We start from the raw sequence: 16,281 nt of genomic DNA, 5'->3' as shown, positions 1-16,281 counted from the left end.
ATGACGCAGTTAACACATATTAATGCTGCTGGTGAAGCGCATATGGTGGATGTTTCAGCTAAAGCGGAGACGGTGCGCGAAGCCCGTGCCGAGGCCTATGTTGAAATGCAGGCCGCCACGCTGGCGATGATTGTTGATGGACGCCACCATAAAGGGGACGTATTTGCTACCGCCCGTATTGCCGCCATTCAGGCAGCGAAGCGTACCTGGGAACTGATCCCCCTGTGTCATCCGCTGATGTTGAGTAAGGTCGAGGTCCAGCTTGAGGCCCAGGTGGAGTTTAATCGTGTGCGTATTGAAACCTGCTGCCGTTTGACCGGGAAAACCGGGGTAGAAATGGAAGCGCTGACGGCGGCATCTGTAGCGGCGTTGACTATCTATGATATGTGTAAAGCGGTGCAAAAAGACATGGTGATTGGCCCGGTGCGGTTGCTGACGAAAAGTGGCGGTAAATCCGGTGATTTTAAGGCGGGAGCATGATTAACATTCTGTTTTTTGCTCAGGTCCGGGAACTTGTGGGCACCAGTACGCTGAGTGTACCTGCGCAATACACTACGGTGGAAGACCTGCGCCAGTCGCTATGTGAACGTGGAGAGCGTTGGGCTTTGGCCCTTGAGCCTGGCAAATTATTAACGGCGGTTAATCAGTCGCTGGTGGGCCCGGAACACCCGTTGAAAGCTGGGGATGAAGTGGCTTTCTTCCCGCCGGTTACCGGGGGTTAACAGTGGATAATACGCGTATCCGTGTGGGCACTGCACCCTTTAGTGTCGGCGAAGAGTACCCATGGTTGGCCGAATGTAATGATGACGGTGCCGTTGTCACCTTTACGGGCAAGGTGCGTAATCATAACCTCGGCGATCAGGTGAGCGCTTTGTCGCTGGAACATTACCCTGGCATGACAGAAAAGGCGCTGGGCGAGATTGTGTCTCAAGCTCGTTCTCGCTGGTCATTGCAGCGAGTAACGGTAATCCACCGGGTGGGTGATCTGTTCCCCGGCGATGAAATTGTGTTTGTTGGGGTGAGTGGCGCACACCGCAGTGAAGCGTTTGATGCCGCTGAGTTTATTATGGATTATTTGAAAACGCGTGCACCTTTCTGGAAACGTGAGGCGACCGGGCAGGGTGAGCGCTGGGTAGAAGCCCGTGACTCCGATCAACAGGCCGCCAAGCGCTGGTAATTGAGTGTGCCATAAGCAAAATATACCTGGCTGATGCTGGTTTAGTGTTGCAATTTCTGTGATACGCTTATCAATGACCGGGGATATTCCCCATAACTTGGCTTAACTTTAAAGGTAACCGTCATGGACCGATATCCACGTAATGGTTCAATTGTTGAACGTGCCAACAGTGGCATTCAGGCTTATATGGCGCAAGTCTATGGCTGGATGACCTGTGGTTTGCTGTTAACGGCGTTTGTTGCTTGGTATGCAGCAAGTACGCCAGCAATTATCAGTTTTATCTTTTCAAGTCAGCTCACTTTCTTTGGTCTGGTTATCGCGCAACTCGGGTTGGTATTTGTTATTTCCGGCATGGTTAATCGCTTGAGTGGGTCCATGGCTACCGGGCTGTTTATGCTCTATTCGGCATTAACCGGGTTAACATTGTCGATGATTCTGTTGCAATATACCGGCGAGTCGATAGCAGTAACGTTTGTAGTCACCGCCGGTATGTTTGGTGCCATGAGCCTATATGGCTATACCACTAAGCGTGATCTGAGCGGTTTGGGCAGCATGCTGTTTATGGGGTTGATCGGCATTATTCTGGCTTCCTTGGTTAATATCTGGCTGAAAAGCCCGGCATTGATGTGGGCGGTCACCTATATTGGCGTGTTGATCTTTGTCGGCCTGACGGCTTATGACACGCAAAAATTGAAAGCGTTGGGTGAACAGTTGAATCCGGATGATAGAGATAACTTCCGTAAGTACTCCATTGTGGGTGCATTAACCCTGTACCTGGATTTTATCAACCTGTTCCTGATGTTATTGCGTATTTTCGGCAATCGCCGCTAATGCTCACCGAAGGCGCTGCGAGCAGCGCCTTATCCTTTTATCTCCTCCTGCCAGTATCGCCAGTCCTAACCGCATAATTCCCGTTGTTACCTTTTTAACCTGTCCTAGGTGTACATCGGTCAATTATCAGCATATACTTTACCTATGCATATGTCAGGCATCTGCATCTAGATCATGCAATCAATGACAATAACGCTCAACTGGGCAGGAGAGGAAAATGCGAACAGTATCTGTATTTAGAAATGGTAATAACCGAGCTATTCGTCTTCCCCGCGATCTGGATTTTGAAGGCGTTAACGAGTTAGAGATTATCCGGGAAGGGGACGCTATTATCTTACGACCTGTCAGACCGACCTGGAGTTCGTTGTCGCAGGAAGAAATCGCCGACTCAGACTTTATGGCGGATCGTGAGGATATTATCAGTGACCAAGGACGCATTGAGTTATGAGTAGAACCTACATGTTGGATACCAACATTTGCTCTTTTATCATGCGCGAGCAACCGGACTTACTCTTGCAACGTCTTGAACAGACGGTGCTGCGGCGTCACCGCATTGTGGTATCGGCCATTACCTATGCTGAAATGCGCTTTGGTGCTATCGGCAAAAAAGCGTCTCCTCGGCATATAAAATTGGTTGATGCCTTTTGTGCCCGCCTTGATGCGGTGCTGCCGTGGGACCAGGCTGCCGTTGATGCCACCACGGAGGTCAAGACCGTATTGGCAGCAGCGGGAAAGCCGATTGGGCCCAATGACACGGCGATTGCCGGGCATGCACTGGCCGTGGGGGCTATCTTGGTGACCTATAATAAGCGTGAATTTGAGCGAGTTCCGGGGCTGACTATTGAAGACTGGAGCCAGCATTAACCCCTCGTTATTCCCTTTATGCTTTAAATCTTGTTGCGCTTGTCGCTAATGCCCCTGTGTTACGTAATTTTGCGCCGGAATAGGGCGTAGGCACCACTGCCAGTGGTGGCGGTGATCACCAAAAGTGGCCATAAGCTATGCCAGATAATGGAAAAGCTGGCATCTTTCAGATAGATCTGTTTGGTAATGTCGGTGAAGTGCCGGATAGGGTTTACCCAGGTAAAATGTTGCAGCCAAATGGGCATATTCTCCACCGGCGAGACATAACCGGAAAGCAGTATGGCTGGCATCATAAAGACAAACACCCCGATAAATGCCTGCTGTTGTGTGGCACACAGTGAAGAAATCAGCAGCCCGAACCCCACCAGTGAAAGCCCGTAAACCAGCATAGTGGCGTAAAACAGCAGTAGTGAACCGGCGAACGGGATTTGGTAGGCAAAGATCCCAATAAGCAGCACGATAGAAGCCTGGAAGGTGGCCACAACCAGTGCGGGTACTGCTTTGCCGATAAAAATCTGCCAAGTGGTTAACGGGGAAACCAGCAACTGCTCCAATGTACCTTGCTCACGTTCACGCGCCACTGACAGTGAAGTAACGATCATCACGCCAATGGTGGTGATCATGGCGATTAATGAAGGTACCACGAACCATTTGTAATCCAGATTCGGGTTGTACCAGTTACGCACCACCAATTCGCTGTTATTGGGTTTGAGCTGTGAACCGAGCAATTCATTCTGATAATTTTGCACAATCTGCTGCACATAGTTAGCAGCAATTTGCGCACTGTTAGAGTTACGCCCATCCAGGATCAACTGCAGTGATGCTGAATGGCCATTGGCGATGTTGCGCGAGAAATCCGCAGGAAAACGCACCAGCAACAGCGCCTGTTGGTTGTCGATGGTAGTTCTGATCTGCTGAGGATTACGTAGCAACAAAACCTGAGAAAAGGCTTGGGTTTTGGCTAAGCGCTGAGTCAGTTCAATGGAGTGAGGGCCACTGTCTTCACTGTAGACGGCGATAGTGGCATTAGTCACTTCCAGCGTGGCGGCGAAGGGGAATAACAACACCTGCAGCAGCACGGGCATCACCAGAATGGCCCGTGTTTGCGGGTCGCGTAGCAGTGATTGCATTTCTTTGACGATCAACGTCCACAGACGGTGAAACATAGCTCTCATTCTCCTTAATCTAACCGCCGCCGGGTTTTCCAGGCTGTCAGGCCGATAAACACCGTGGCAGAGGCGATCAAAAACAGCAGATTAATCATCAATACCGTGGTGATATTGCCTGCCAGGAACAGCGTTTGCAGTGTGCTGACAAAGTAACGAGCAGGAATGATGTAGGTCACCATGCGCACCACCGCAGGCATACTGTCGATCTCGAAAATAAAACCGGAGAGCATAATCGAAGGTAGAAAAGCGGCATTCAAGGCCACCATGGCAGCATTAAACTGGTTGCGGGTAATGGTGGAGATTAATAACCCCATGCCGAGCGTGCTGGCCAGAAACAGGCTGCTGATCAGGAACAACATCAGCAGTGACCCGCGGAACGGCACTCCTAACACAAACACCGCCACCACCATGCACAGCACCATGGCCCCCATCCCCAGAAAATAGTAAGGCACTAGTTTGGAGAGTAGCAGTTCACTGCGCGTCACCTGAGTTGAAAGCAACGCTTCCATGGTGCCGCGTTCCCATTCGCGGGCAATAACCAGTGAAGTCAGAATCGCCCCGATCACCGTCATAATAATGGTAATGGCGCCGGGAATAATAAAGTGCTGACTAATGGCCGCCGGGTTAAACCAGAAACGCATCTGAATATCGATCAGCGGCTGGGTAGTCTGCCCTTGATCACTGGCGCGTTGCTGCTGCCAGATTTGCCAGACCCCCTGGGTATATCCTTGTACAAAGTTGGCCGTATTGGGTTCACTACCATCAGTAATAACTTGTAGCGGCGCTGGGTCAGTGGGGCGTGCCAGATGCTCGGCAAAATCGTTGGGGATCACCACTAGGCCACGGATAGTGCCCGCCTGCATCATTTGAATTAACTGTTGTCGGTTATCGCTGATCGTTGGTTGAATATAGGGTGACCCGGCAAAAGCATTCGCCAGATCACGGGCATCAGCACTTTGTTGTTCCATCAGGATCCCCAGCCGTAATTTGCTGGAATCCAGGTTGATACCATAGCCAAAGATAAATAACAGCATCAAGGGAATAACAACGGCAATCAGCCCGCTACTGGGGTCGCGCAATATTTGCCGGGTTTCTTTGAGGCACAGGGCCCGCAAACGTCGCCAGGAAAAAGCGCTTTGATTATTCATGCGGTTGCCTCCTGATCATAATCTTGCACCAGGGTGATGAACGTCTGTTCCATTGAGGGGTTGGGGTTATCAGTGCTGGCGACCTGCTGTTTTAGAGAGTCAGGTGTGCCAGCGGCGATAATTTTGCCGTGATAGACCAACCCAATGCGGTCACAGTATTCAGCCTCATCCATAAAGTGGGTGGTGACCATCACGGTGACGCCTTTATCCACCATGCCATTAATATGCAGCCAAAACTCACGCCGGGTCAGTGGATCAACACCCGAGGTGGGTTCATCAAGAAATAGAATATCCGGTTCGTGCATCAGGGCGCAGGCCAAGGCCAGGCGCTGTTTAAAACCCAGGGGTAATGAATCAGGTGTTTGTTTGAGGATCGGACCAAAGTTGAATGCTGCCGACATGGCGTTGATTTTATCCCGCTGTTGCTGGCCACTCAGCCCGTAGACACCGGAGAAGAACTTCAGGTTTTGTGCCACGGTGAGGTTACCGTACAGCGAAAATTTTTGCGCCATATAACCGAGATGCTGCCGCGCCTTACCTGAGCTGGTTTTCAAATCCAGACCTAGCACCAGGGCTTTACCTGAGCTGGGGACCAGCAAGCCACACATCATTTTAAAGGTGGTGGATTTACCTGCGCCGTTAGGGCCGAGCAGACCAAATATTTCACCACGCTTTACTTTAAAATTCACCTGGTCGGTGGCGATGAAGTCACCAAATTTTTTGGTCAGCTCCTGCGCTTCAATCACTGTTTCTGAATGGTTACCCGCCACTGTAGGCATGATCTCTGCCAATGCGGATTGACTGTTTGGGCCGCCACCCAGCAGATCGATAAATGCATCTTCAAAGCGGGGTTCGGTTTCATTTAATTCTGCGTTGGGGATAGCCAATGCTTGTAAAATAGGCTGGTGCTGCTGCCCAGGTTTAACGATAAGCCGCAGATACTTCCCCTGGATCACCCCATCGCTGACAGCGGGTAAACAGACGGCCCGTTGCAATAGGGCGCGGTGGCTGCCAGTTGGGGCGGAAATTAATATTGTGCGCCCGGCCATACGCTGGGTCAGTTCTTGCGGTGCGCCACTGAACAGCAGTTTCCCTTGGTTCATCAACAACACGTCTCGGCACTGTTCGGCTTCATCCAGGTAAGAGGTGCTCCAGAGGATCAACATGCCGTCGTTAGCCAATTCATGCACCATACGCCACAATTCACGGCGAGAAATCGGGTCAACACCCACGCCCGGTTCATCCAGCAGCAACACCTGCGGTTGCCCCACCAGGGTACAGGCTAACCCCAGCTTCTGTTTCATCCCGCCGGAAAGTTTGCCCGCCAACCGCTCGGTAAAGTGGGTCAAATCAGTAAATGTCAGCAACTGGTCAAAAGTTTGCTTGCGCAAAGTACCAGTGACGCCACGCAGGTCAGCGTAGAGTGTCAGGTTTTCCATCACACTCAGATCTTCATACAAGCCAAATTTCTGCGGCATATAACCGAGAATGGCATGTAACTGACGATCTTGAGTAATAGGGTCCAGCCCTGCAACGGTCAGTTTACCGCTGCTGGGTTTTAGCAAGCCCGCCAGCATCCGCAGCAGGGTGGTTTTACCCGCACCGTCCGGGCCAACCAATCCAGTGACCGAACCACTGCGCAAAGTGGCTGTCAGGCTTGCTACCGCTGGTTTTTCCAATGACGGGAAGCGTTTTTCCACCCCTTCCAGTTCAATTGTCTGTCCCTGTGTCATCACGCTTCCTTACGGTTGTGAAAAACGCACGGTAACTGGCATCCCTTGGCGCAATGCCTCATCGGCATCGGTAATGATGATCCGTAGGCGATACACCAGATCAGTGCGCAGATCCGCTGTTTCTACGCTTTTAGGGGTAAATTCTGCCGTAGGGGAAACAAAGCCGATTTTGCCGTGATAAGGTTTGCTGGGTTGGCCGTCGGTATAAACCCAGACTTCACTGCCCGGAACGGCTTTGCCCAGGCTGGTTTCATTGATATAGGCGCGGACCCATACCGGGTGCGTTAGCGATAGTGTCAACACCGTATTCCCGGCATTGAGCATGGTGCCTGGCTCTACCGCCCGCGTCATCACAGTACCGGCTGAGGGGGATAGCAGGGTGGTATCCTGTAGATTCAACTGAGCCTGCGCTAAAACTGCTTCGGCTTGAGCCAGGTTGGCTTTGGCCTCATCAATCTGTTGTGGGCGATTACCCTTGAGATATTGCGCCAGTTTATCTTTTGCTGCTTGCAGATTGGCTTGTGCCTGATTACGTGAGGTGCGTGCATCTTCCAGTGCATCGGCCGAGGTGGCCTTTTTCGCCCATAATCCCTGTTGCCGTTGGTAGAAACTGTCGGCATAGCTAAAGGCGGCGAGCAACTGGGCAACCTGCGAACGGACCTGGGCTATTTCTTCATCACGGTAGCCCGCTTGCAACAACGCCAGGTTAGCACTGGCACTGTCCACATTCGCCTGTGCCTGCTGCAAGACATTGCGATAAGGGGCATCATCCAACTTGCCCAGTAATTGCCCTGGCTGCACTGGGTCCCCTTCATCCACTGCCAGCGTAGCTAACCGCCCGTTAACGCGGAAACCCAGGTTAACGGTGCGAATATCGACATTGCCATACAGCGTCAGCGGTTTTGCTTGCTGCTGTTGGTAATACCAGAATCCATAGGCTGCAGCGGCAATCAAAATCACTGCCGCCCCGAGGATAGTCATTCTCTTCTTGTTCATAATACGCCCTGCCAGAGTGTTTATGTTGTGACGTGTAACAGCGGGTTTGTACCGTAACGCTGGTACAACCCATCCACCAGGATCTCAATATGCTCGGCCAGCATAACGTCTATCTGTGTTGCCTCTTCTGCACCTATCTGTTGCCAATTTGCCTGGCGTAGCAGGGTTTCCCGTGCGACCCGAAACACCAGCACCTCGCCAATCAAGGCATGGGTATGCAGCACTATTTTTGTCGAGTGCGGATCAAGACCGGTACAGCCAGCCAACAGGCGGCACAAGGTATGGTGTAGTGGTGCGATCACCTGTTGGTGGATCAGTGGATAGGCCTCGGTAGGGGACAACTGCTCATGAGACATAATTTTGCTGATATTGAGGGTTTGTGGTTGCGTCATCAGTGTACTGAAAGCCAGTAACCCTACTTTGAGATGATACAGATGATGTTCCGGTTGGCGTTGTTCTGGGGGGAGCAGCCAGAAGCGCTCAACGTCTTCCGTTTGTTGGCGGAAGTTTTGTTGAATAAAGTCGGCAATCCATTGGGCGACGGCGAGGTATAACCCTTCTTTGGAATTGAAGTAATAGGTGATTGCGGCGATGTTTTGCCCAGCTCGCAGGGCAATTTCCCGTGTCGTTGCACCCGAGAGGCCATACTCGCCAAACACTTCAATCGCGGCGTTGATCAGCTGCTGGCGCGCCTGTTCACCACGGGGCGAGCTGCTTGAGGGGGGATTTTTTATTGATGACATCAGCGTACCGGTCAAAATTAATCAATCATATGATTAACTTTAGGCTTAAAGAGATAGCCTGTAAATAGGTGGGATAATTATTGTTACGCAACCGGACGTTGCTACGGTAACAGGCAATTTGTTAGGTAAAATTATTTTTCTTGCAGGATATCTGTTACACTGCGTCGCTTGGTGCACTGCAGTTTGTGCCAATTCCTCGAGGTCATGCTGAAAATAGGCTGCACAACATGCGTGCGCACTTCCTTATGCCCCGTCTGATTAATCCTCCCTGGAAACTGCACCGAACTTTAGTTTAGGTTAGGGGGGATCTGGAGTTTTTCTCTACTATGTCATTTGAAACACTCGGCTTAAGTGCTGAAATTTTGCGCGCTGTTGAAGAGCAGGGCTACCGTGAACCTACCCCTATTCAACGCCAGGCTATCCCGGTGGTATTACAAGGCCGTGATCTGATGGCTAGCGCCCAGACTGGTACTGGTAAGACTGCGGGTTTTACCCTGCCGTTATTACAGTTACTCAGCAGCCATGATCATCCGGCTAAAGGCCGCCGCCCGGTACGGGCGTTGATCCTGACGCCAACCCGTGAGCTGGCGGCACAGATTGGCGAGAATGTTGAGTCATACAGCAAACACTTACGCCTGCGTTCGCTGGTGGTATTTGGTGGCGTGAGCATCAACCCGCAGATGATGAAACTGCGTGGTGGTGTCGACATTCTGGTGGCAACACCGGGCCGTCTGTTGGATCTGGAGCACCAGAACGCGGTTGACCTGTCTAAAATTGAAATTCTGGTGCTGGATGAAGCTGACCGCATGCTGGATATGGGGTTTATCCATGATATCCGCCGTGTCTTGGCCAAGCTGCCAGTCAAGCGCCAGAATCTGCTCTTTTCTGCCACCTTCTCTGACGAGATTAAGGCACTGGCCAGCAAATTGTTGCACAACCCGGCCTCTGTTGAAGTAGCGCGCCGTAATACCGCTTCTGAGCAGATTGAACAAAGCGTTCACTTTGTCGATAAGAAGCGCAAGCGGGAACTGCTCTCCCAGATGATTGGCGAAGGTGACTGGAAACAGGTATTGGTATTTAACCGTACTAAACATGGTGCCAACCATCTGGCTGAACAATTGAATAAAGATGGTATCACCGCAGCGGCGATTCATGGCAACAAAAGCCAAGGCGCTCGCACCAGAGCACTGGCAGATTTTAAAGCGGGTAAGATTCGCGTGTTGGTGGCCACTGATATTGCTGCCCGTGGCTTGGATATCGATCAGTTGCCTCATGTGGTGAACTACGAACTGCCTAACGTACCGGAAGATTATGTACACCGTATTGGCCGTACTGGGCGAGCGGAACGCACCGGTGAGGCTATCTCACTGGTCTGTGTGGATGAACACAAACTTCTGCGTGATATTGAACGCTTACTGAAGCGTGAAATTCCACGTATTGCGTTGCCGGGCTATGAAGTAGACCCTAGCATCAAAGCTGAACCGATCATCAATGGTCGCCAGGCTAGAGGTGGTGGTGCGCCACGCAGCCATAATGGCACTCCACGTAGTTCTGGCGGTGCTCAGCGTAGTGGTGCTGGGCAACGTGAAAATCGTGGTGGTCAAGGTCGCCCACAAGGTGAAGGTAAACCGCGTTCAGGTGCTCCTATGCGCCGCTCTGGTAATCGCAAACCCACAGAGTGATTAACCGTTCCTTCAAGCTGCAGCCAACAGGGCTGCAGCTTGATTGATAACAGGTATACACTTGCCTGCTCAGCCTTCTTCCCCGTATTATTGCGCCTCTTTTAAAGCAGGGGATGGTATGCGCGTTTTATTGGCTCCGATGGAAGGAGTACTCGACTCTCTAGTACGGGAATTACTCACCGAGGTGAACGATTACGACCTCTGTATCACCGAATTTTTGCGGGTGGTCGATCAACGGCTACCGGCTAAAGTCTTCTATCGCTTATGCCCAGAACTGTATCATGCCAGCCGCACCGCATCAGGTACGCCGGTGCGCGTACAACTGCTGGGTCAATACCCTGAGTGGTTGGCGGAAAATGCCGCATTGGCGGTTGAGTTAGGCTCTTATGGTATTGATTTAAATTGTGGTTGCCCCTCCAGACATGTCAATGGCAGCGGCGGCGGTGCCACCTTGCTTAAAGATCCTGAATTGATTTATCAAGGGGCCAAAGCCATCCGGGCAGCGGTACCTGTGGAACTGCCCGTCACGGTGAAAGTCCGTTTAGGCTGGGATTCAGACGCTCATTGCTTTGAAATCGCTGATGCGGTGCAACAAGCGGGTGCTGACGAAATTACTGTACATGGTCGTACCAAGGAAGATGGCTATAAAGCCGAGCGTATCAACTGGCAGAAGATTGGCGAGATCCGCCAGCGTCTGACGATTCCGGTGATTGCCAACGGCGAAATTTGGGACCACCAAAGTGCCCAGGCATGTCGGCAAGCCAGCGGATGTGATGCGCTGATGGTAGGGCGCGGGGCGCTGAATATTCCCAACCTAAGCCGGGTGATTAAATATAATCATCCCCCGATGCCTTGGCCGCAGGTCACACAGTTACTGCAAAAATATCTGGCGCTGGAAAATCCGGGTAGCCATGGCTTGTACCATGTAGCACGGATCAAGCAGTGGGTGAATTATCTGCGCAAGGAATATCAGGAAGCCAGCGAACTGTTTACCGAAATCCGCACACTGAAAAATGCGCAGGATATTGCACGGGCGATTTGCCATTAATTTAGCGTAATGAATTAGGCTTTAGTTCCCTGGCTGATAGATAAGCGCTAATCGCATAGACGGTTTAGCCTCAACGCTGGTGGCGTCGGTGCCACCAGTGACGGATCCCCAGAAAGGCAACCAGTAGCAACGCGCACAATAACAGACTGTACAGTTTATTCTCGGTATCACCGAGAAAACGGTTGATCGCCTGGCCACCAAAATAGCCGATAAACACAAAAATATGTGCCCATATTATCGCTCCCAGAATATTGAGTGGGATGAAGAGCGCGGGGCGGAGCTTGCTGGCACCGATTAGCACAGGGCCGATAATACGAAAGCCATACATAAAACGGACACCAATCACGAATAAGATCGGGTGACTGGCAATCAGTTTTTGGGCACGTTCAATATGTGCTTGTTGGTTCTTCATGCGTGCAATCACCCGACCGCCAAAGTGGCGTCCGGCAAAATAGAGTAACTGATCGCCCAAGGAGCCTCCAATCGCTACCACGGCAATCACCAGCGGCAGGTGTAACAACCCGTTGTGTGCCGCCATACCACCTAACATGGTGATGGTTTCCCCTTCGAGTAGGCAGCCAATCAGCAGTGCCCAGTAACCATATTGTGTAATGTATTGGGCTAAATCAGCCATATTTGTTCCTTACCGTCGCTCTTATCAGGCCATTAACCCTGTCACTTTTACGTGGTCAGGCTACAGAGCCGTTTATCTGCGGCTTTTACGTCTTATACCATGACAGAATTTGTCACAAATAGTAGCTCACAATCACAGTGCTAATTCAATGATCTGCATTTATAATTTAGAGCAATAAGTTGGTGGCGATTTTAATTAAAGAGAAATATCTGTGAAAATCCGAGTGTTGATTCTAGTTCTGCTTGCTTGGCAGATGGGAGCCGGTTTAGTGCCGCGAGCACTGGCCAGTGAGAAGGCTGGTGCATCACACGCGACCCAGCCGGAGTTGGCTTCTGGTAGTGCCATGGTGCTGGATTTGCAAACCCATAACGTGATTTATGCCCGTAACCCCGATAAAGTGGTGCCGATTGCCTCGATCACCAAGTTGATGACGGCAATGGTGACCCTGGATGCCCATTTACCCCTTAATGAAATGCTGTCAGTGGATATCAGCCAAACACCGGAAATGAAAGGGGTGCATTCCCGTGTGCGCTTAAATAGCCAGATAAGCCGTAAAGAGATGTTGCTGCTGACATTGATGTCGTCAGAAAATCGCGCGGCCGCCAGTCTGGCACATCACTACCCGGGGGGCTATCAAGCCTTTATCAAAGCGATGAATGCCAAGGCTAAAGCGTTAGGCATGACCAATACCCGTTATGTCGAGCCGACAGGCTTGTCGATGCATAATGTTTCTACCGCCCGTGATCTAACCAAATTACTGTTGGCGAGTAAAAGATACCCATTGATTGGTCAGTTGAGTACCACCGCATCTCAGACCGCGACATTTAAAGATCCTGATTACAGCTTACCATTCAGGAATACCAACCATTTAATTTATAATCCCAAATGGAATATTCAGCTGACTAAGACTGGTTTTACCAATCAGGCTGGGCATTGCTTGGTTATGCGGACCATGATCGGTAACCGCTCAGTTTCATTAGTGGTGTTGGATGCCTTTGGTAAATATACCCACTTTGCTGATGCCAACCGTTTACGCACCTGGATTGAAACCGGAAAAGTTACCCCTATCCCGCCAGCGGCCCGTGATTATCGCCGCCAAAAAGATGCTAATTTGGCCAAGAACAGTGAAACGGAATAGGGCTTGATATAGCCAAAATCATTCAAGCTGAGAGCTTGCCTGTTGCTCTACAATCTCACCTCGATAGATTGCGATAGATGCCGATACCGATAGCGTCGCCGGTTTATAGCGGGTTAATGAAGTTATCGTTTTTGTACTATCTTGTTAAACCGGCGTTGTGTTAGCGTGATAGGTATTGGCGAGTGTAATGATGGACTGATGTATACTCGTCATACTTCAAGCTGCATGTGTGTTGGCTTTCCTCGCTCACCCCAGTCACTTACCGGTGTAAGCTCCTGGGGATTCTCTGCGTTGCCGCCTTCCTGCAACTCGAATTATTTAGTGTATATAAGGTGGTCGCAATGGATACGATCAAAAATATCTTGGTGAAAGAAATCGAGCAGATTAACCAGCGTGAGAGACGTGACGGCAAGCCACGTTTTAACAGTGAGTTTGTTCGTAACCACCGCTATCTGTGTTTTGCGATGTTGGCTGGCTATTTGGCCGTGGTTGCCGTTATGTACCCGGTGCCTTACTTGGGGTTGCTGGCGTTTTTTGGTTTCACGGCTTTTGTGCTGATGATGTTTATCATGTTGTTGTTTGAGATTAAGCCGGTTTACCGTTTTGAAGATATTGGTGTGTTGGATTTACGCGTCTGCTACAACGGGGAGTGGTACTTTACCCGCGCGTTGTCGCCGCAAGCCGTGCAGGAACTGCTTAATGAACCTGCTGTCGGAATGGCATTAAAAATTCAGATGCAGGAAATTATCGCTAATAAGGGCGAGATCGATTTTTATGATGTTTACGTTCTCGCGTATCCAAACAGGCGGGATAATCTGCCCGCAACGCTGTCCGTAGCGAATTGAAAGGATCGCGTCCGAGTGGATGTTGGTTATAATTGCCCCTAAATGGGGTAGCTTGAGGGTATTACGATGAGTGATGATATTTTTGATTTTGATATTGATGCCGAATTAGCGAAAGCTGAACAGAAAGCGGCGCAAAAAGAGAGAGAAGTCCCCGAAATCCTTGAGGATGAGGCGGATTGTGAGGGTTGCAAAATCTGATCGTGATACCAATAAAAAAACCGCTGCGGCGGTTTTTTTATTGCCTATCAGAAGGTGAGGCGATCTCTTCCGCATCGATTAGTGTGGGCGGAGTACCACAATACCGGAGGTATGGCTGACATAGCTGACAAAAGGGGAGTCCATCACTTTCATGCTCTCTTTGCTTGAGGAGGCATGGCGCAGAACCGGCCCGTGTTGGGTGATAATAAAGAACCCGGTATGGGTGACATCCAGCCCCGGTAGTTTGCTATAGATACCGATATAGTCGCCCGTTTGTAGCTGGGTAATGACATTATCGTCAACAAACTCGCTGGGAATATAGCTAATAGGGCGTTCAACGGTTGGCACGCCCGGCAGGTAGAGGCTGCCATCCGCTTTGCGGTTAAGGTGTTTACTGACCGTCACCGCATGTGGGCTGAGCTGCGTGGTGATATCGCTAGCCAATATATGCTCGGACTGTGCCCAGTCAGTAAAGAAGTGTTTGCGATGCTGGAAATCGATACGCCCGTTGATATAGCGTGTCTGGATGACATTTTCTACCAACTCGTTCTCGTTGCTGGCGGTTCTCAGTGCCTGAACGTAATCCAGATAGGTAAAACAATCCAATCCACTGAAATCAATCACTAATTGTTCTGGTGTACTGGCTGAGCCAATTAATTGGTTAGCTACATAGGGCGTATCAAGAAAAGCCTGGGAGAGTAACGCGATCATCTGGCTTTTATCCGCCTGGGGAAGCGCATTATGTAGGGCCAGTAGGGACTGTAGTTTGTTTACGGTATAATTATTCATCGTTATTGCCATCTTCTGGGGTTCTGCTACGGGTGGTTTAGCGGCTCTCGATGGGCTGAGCGGTGGTGTATTGCTACATCCTACTACTGAGGCTAACAACATCACTAGCGTCAATTTCCCAATTTTCATCTGCACAAATACACCTTAAATAGCAATGATTCACATTATCATAAAGTGGGTTCGAGGTTCATTCAAGGTGTTCTCTGCCCGCAAGGAGAATGAATCCAGATAACTATGGAATATTTATGGCCACAATGAAAGATGTCGCGCGGCGTGTGCTGCCATCACTTTAACCTCGTCCCGCTTGTAGCGTTGCTGAAAAGGTAGCCGCATTGATTGCTTTTACACAGCAATAAGGGGCATTGGCCATGACCGCGATTGGCACCTCTCAGGAAGGGGCCGATGTACAAACCATCCGTCAAATTGCGCTGATGAGTAAAATGGCCGGTGCCGACCTGCACCATATCGGCGATACTGGCTATCTTGGTTTGGCATTACCGGAAAATATTTTTGCCTACAGTGTGGCGATCCGTGGGGTACGCCATACTTATACCCGCATGGCCAGATCCATTAACCGCTAATATTCAGCTCAATTTATTCGTAACCAGAGGGCGATATGCCATACGTTAATATTAAAATTACCCGTGAAGGCGCTACTGCCGAGCAGAAACAGCAGTTGATTGCCGGCGTCACCCAGTTACTGGTTGATGTGCTAAATAAAAACCCGAAAACCACCGTGGTAGTGATTGATGAGGTCGACACTGATAACTGGGGAATCGGTGGTGTACCGGTAACGGAGTTACGCAAAAATAGCCAATAGTGATACGGTACCGGATGATTTTTGCCATCGTGTGGTTATTCAGGGGCAAATCCACGTCAGTGGTGGGTCTGCCCCAGAAACCAAAATAGACTATTTTTTCAGCATTGCCTTGAGGTTGGCGAACGGGTTGTGGGTTGCCACGCCGATGTCTTTCTGGGCATCCTCACCTGCAACCACCGTAGAGCCATACTGGTCGGCTTCGGTGTATTTTGAATGCTCATGATCATGGCAGTACAGGCACAACATTTCCCAGTTGCTGCCATCTTCCGGGTTATTACTGTGGTCATGATCGATGTGATGCACGGTGAGCTCACGCAGGTTGGAATAAACAAACTCCCGTGAACAGCGCCCGCATACCCACGGGAAAAGTTTCAGCGCTTTCTCACGATAACCGACTTCGAGCTTTGCATAGTTTTTAGGAATGTATGCCATGGTATGCCTACGAAATTAGAATAATATCGCGCAG

At 50.4% G+C, this 16,281-nt stretch carries 20 protein-coding genes and 1 pseudogene; 13 read left to right on the top strand and 8 right to left on the bottom strand.

What is annotated here, in order from left to right; all coding sequences use genetic code 11:
* The 6 genes from moaC to ACX9GV_RS11950 all read left to right on the top strand — a co-directional run bounded on the left by moaC (position 1) and on the right by ACX9GV_RS11950 (position 2,872).
* Positions 1-480, top strand: a complete 480-nt coding sequence (moaC, locus tag ACX9GV_RS11975; RefSeq protein WP_023489226.1) for a cyclic pyranopterin monophosphate synthase MoaC — start codon at positions 1-3, stop codon at positions 478-480.
* Complete coding sequence (gene moaD / locus ACX9GV_RS11970) at positions 477-722, top strand: molybdopterin synthase sulfur carrier subunit (protein WP_023489227.1); 246 nt, start codon at positions 477-479, stop codon at positions 720-722. Before moaC ends, moaD begins: the two co-directional genes overlap by 4 nt.
* A gap of 2 nt (positions 723-724) precedes the next feature.
* A complete protein-coding gene (moaE, locus tag ACX9GV_RS11965; protein ID WP_473195679.1) occupies positions 725-1,177 on the top strand; it encodes a molybdopterin synthase catalytic subunit MoaE in 453 nt (150 codons plus the stop codon).
* Between the two features lie 123 nt (positions 1,178-1,300).
* On the top strand, positions 1,301-2,008 hold the full coding sequence (locus ACX9GV_RS11960; RefSeq protein WP_037386489.1) for a Bax inhibitor-1/YccA family protein: 708 nt from the start codon (positions 1,301-1,303) through the stop codon (positions 2,006-2,008).
* A 217-nt stretch (positions 2,009-2,225) separates the two neighbouring features.
* A complete protein-coding gene (gene vapB, locus ACX9GV_RS11955; RefSeq protein WP_473195678.1) occupies positions 2,226-2,456 on the top strand; it encodes a type II toxin-antitoxin system VapB family antitoxin in 231 nt (76 codons plus the stop codon).
* Positions 2,453-2,872: a type II toxin-antitoxin system VapC family toxin gene (locus ACX9GV_RS11950; protein ID WP_473195677.1), complete on the top strand. Its 420-nt coding sequence runs from the start codon at positions 2,453-2,455 to the stop codon at positions 2,870-2,872. Before vapB ends, ACX9GV_RS11950 begins: the two co-directional genes overlap by 4 nt.
* Positions 2,873-2,931: 59 nt before the next feature.
* On the opposite strand, the gene ACX9GV_RS11945 is transcribed toward ACX9GV_RS11950, so the two are convergent.
* The 5 genes from ACX9GV_RS11945 to ACX9GV_RS11925 are packed head-to-tail and all read right to left on the bottom strand — an operon-like array spanning position 2,932 to position 8,661.
* Positions 2,932-4,038, bottom strand: coding sequence for an ABC transporter permease (locus ACX9GV_RS11945; protein ID WP_473195676.1), 1,107 nt, complete (start codon positions 4,036-4,038; stop codon positions 2,932-2,934).
* A gap of 14 nt (positions 4,039-4,052) precedes the next feature.
* Positions 4,053-5,189, bottom strand: coding sequence for an ABC transporter permease (locus tag ACX9GV_RS11940; RefSeq protein WP_473195675.1), 1,137 nt, complete (start codon positions 5,187-5,189; stop codon positions 4,053-4,055).
* Positions 5,186-6,922: an ATP-binding cassette domain-containing protein gene (locus ACX9GV_RS11935; RefSeq protein WP_473195674.1), complete on the bottom strand. Its 1,737-nt coding sequence runs from the start codon at positions 6,920-6,922 to the stop codon at positions 5,186-5,188. The genes ACX9GV_RS11940 and ACX9GV_RS11935 overlap by 4 nt, the downstream gene beginning before the upstream one ends.
* A gap of 9 nt (positions 6,923-6,931) precedes the next feature.
* Positions 6,932-7,918 (bottom strand): secretion protein HlyD, encoded by a 987-nt coding sequence (hlyD, locus tag ACX9GV_RS11930; protein ID WP_473195673.1) that lies wholly within the window; start codon positions 7,916-7,918, stop codon positions 6,932-6,934.
* A 20-nt stretch (positions 7,919-7,938) separates the two neighbouring features.
* The gene (locus tag ACX9GV_RS11925; protein WP_473195672.1) at positions 7,939-8,661 is read right to left on the bottom strand and encodes a CerR family C-terminal domain-containing protein; all 723 of its coding nucleotides are present in this window, start codon (positions 8,659-8,661) and stop codon (positions 7,939-7,941) included.
* A 326-nt stretch (positions 8,662-8,987) separates the two neighbouring features.
* On the opposite strand from ACX9GV_RS11925, the gene rhlE reads away from it, so the two are divergent.
* Positions 8,988-10,343, top strand: a complete 1,356-nt coding sequence (rhlE, locus tag ACX9GV_RS11920) for an ATP-dependent RNA helicase RhlE (RefSeq protein ID WP_473195671.1) — start codon at positions 8,988-8,990, stop codon at positions 10,341-10,343.
* A gap of 118 nt (positions 10,344-10,461) precedes the next feature.
* The gene (dusC, locus tag ACX9GV_RS11915; RefSeq protein WP_473195670.1) at positions 10,462-11,391 is read left to right on the top strand and encodes a tRNA dihydrouridine(16) synthase DusC; all 930 of its coding nucleotides are present in this window, start codon (positions 10,462-10,464) and stop codon (positions 11,389-11,391) included.
* Between the two features lie 70 nt (positions 11,392-11,461).
* Here the strand turns inward: dusC and ACX9GV_RS11910 are convergent, their stop codons facing one another.
* Positions 11,462-12,025: a DedA family protein gene (locus tag ACX9GV_RS11910; RefSeq protein WP_473195669.1), complete on the bottom strand. Its 564-nt coding sequence runs from the start codon at positions 12,023-12,025 to the stop codon at positions 11,462-11,464.
* Positions 12,026-12,230: 205 nt separating this feature from the next.
* Between ACX9GV_RS11910 and pbpG the strand changes: the two genes are divergently transcribed.
* The 3 genes from pbpG (at position 12,231) to ACX9GV_RS11895 (ending at position 14,206) form a co-directional block, all read left to right on the top strand.
* On the top strand, positions 12,231-13,163 hold the full coding sequence (gene pbpG, locus ACX9GV_RS11905; protein ID WP_473198030.1) for a D-alanyl-D-alanine endopeptidase: 933 nt from the start codon (positions 12,231-12,233) through the stop codon (positions 13,161-13,163).
* 341 nt (positions 13,164-13,504) lie between these two features.
* On the top strand, positions 13,505-14,008 hold the full coding sequence (locus ACX9GV_RS11900; protein WP_473195668.1) for a YlaC family protein: 504 nt from the start codon (positions 13,505-13,507) through the stop codon (positions 14,006-14,008).
* Between the two features lie 66 nt (positions 14,009-14,074).
* Positions 14,075-14,206 carry a hypothetical protein gene (locus ACX9GV_RS11895; protein WP_023490093.1) on the top strand — a complete coding sequence of 44 codons (132 nt, stop codon included), beginning with the start codon at positions 14,075-14,077 and terminating at the stop codon, positions 14,204-14,206.
* Positions 14,207-14,284: 78 nt separating this feature from the next.
* On the opposite strand, the gene ACX9GV_RS11890 is transcribed toward ACX9GV_RS11895, so the two are convergent.
* Entirely contained in the window at positions 14,285-15,118 is an 834-nt protein-coding gene (locus tag ACX9GV_RS11890) for a DUF1460 domain-containing protein (protein WP_473198029.1), read from the bottom strand.
* A gap of 194 nt (positions 15,119-15,312) precedes the next feature.
* Between ACX9GV_RS11890 and ACX9GV_RS11885 the strand changes: the two are divergent.
* A pseudogene (locus ACX9GV_RS11885) lies at positions 15,313-15,576 on the top strand (DUF7916 family protein); the annotation flags it as partial.
* A 35-nt stretch (positions 15,577-15,611) separates the two neighbouring features.
* On the top strand, positions 15,612-15,815 hold the full coding sequence (locus tag ACX9GV_RS11880; RefSeq protein WP_023492078.1) for a 2-hydroxymuconate tautomerase family protein: 204 nt from the start codon (positions 15,612-15,614) through the stop codon (positions 15,813-15,815).
* Positions 15,816-15,905: 90 nt separating this feature from the next.
* Here ACX9GV_RS11880 and yajD read toward each other — a convergent pair whose 3' ends face one another.
* A complete protein-coding gene (gene yajD / locus ACX9GV_RS11875) occupies positions 15,906-16,247 on the bottom strand; it encodes an HNH nuclease YajD (protein WP_473195667.1) in 342 nt (113 codons plus the stop codon).
* Between the last annotated feature and the right edge of the window lie 34 nt (positions 16,248-16,281).

The organism is Serratia sp. 25CWL12, assembly GCF_055790885.1.
The sequence above is the reverse complement of the archived record's forward strand: the minus strand, read 5'-3'. Positions and strand labels throughout refer to the sequence as shown.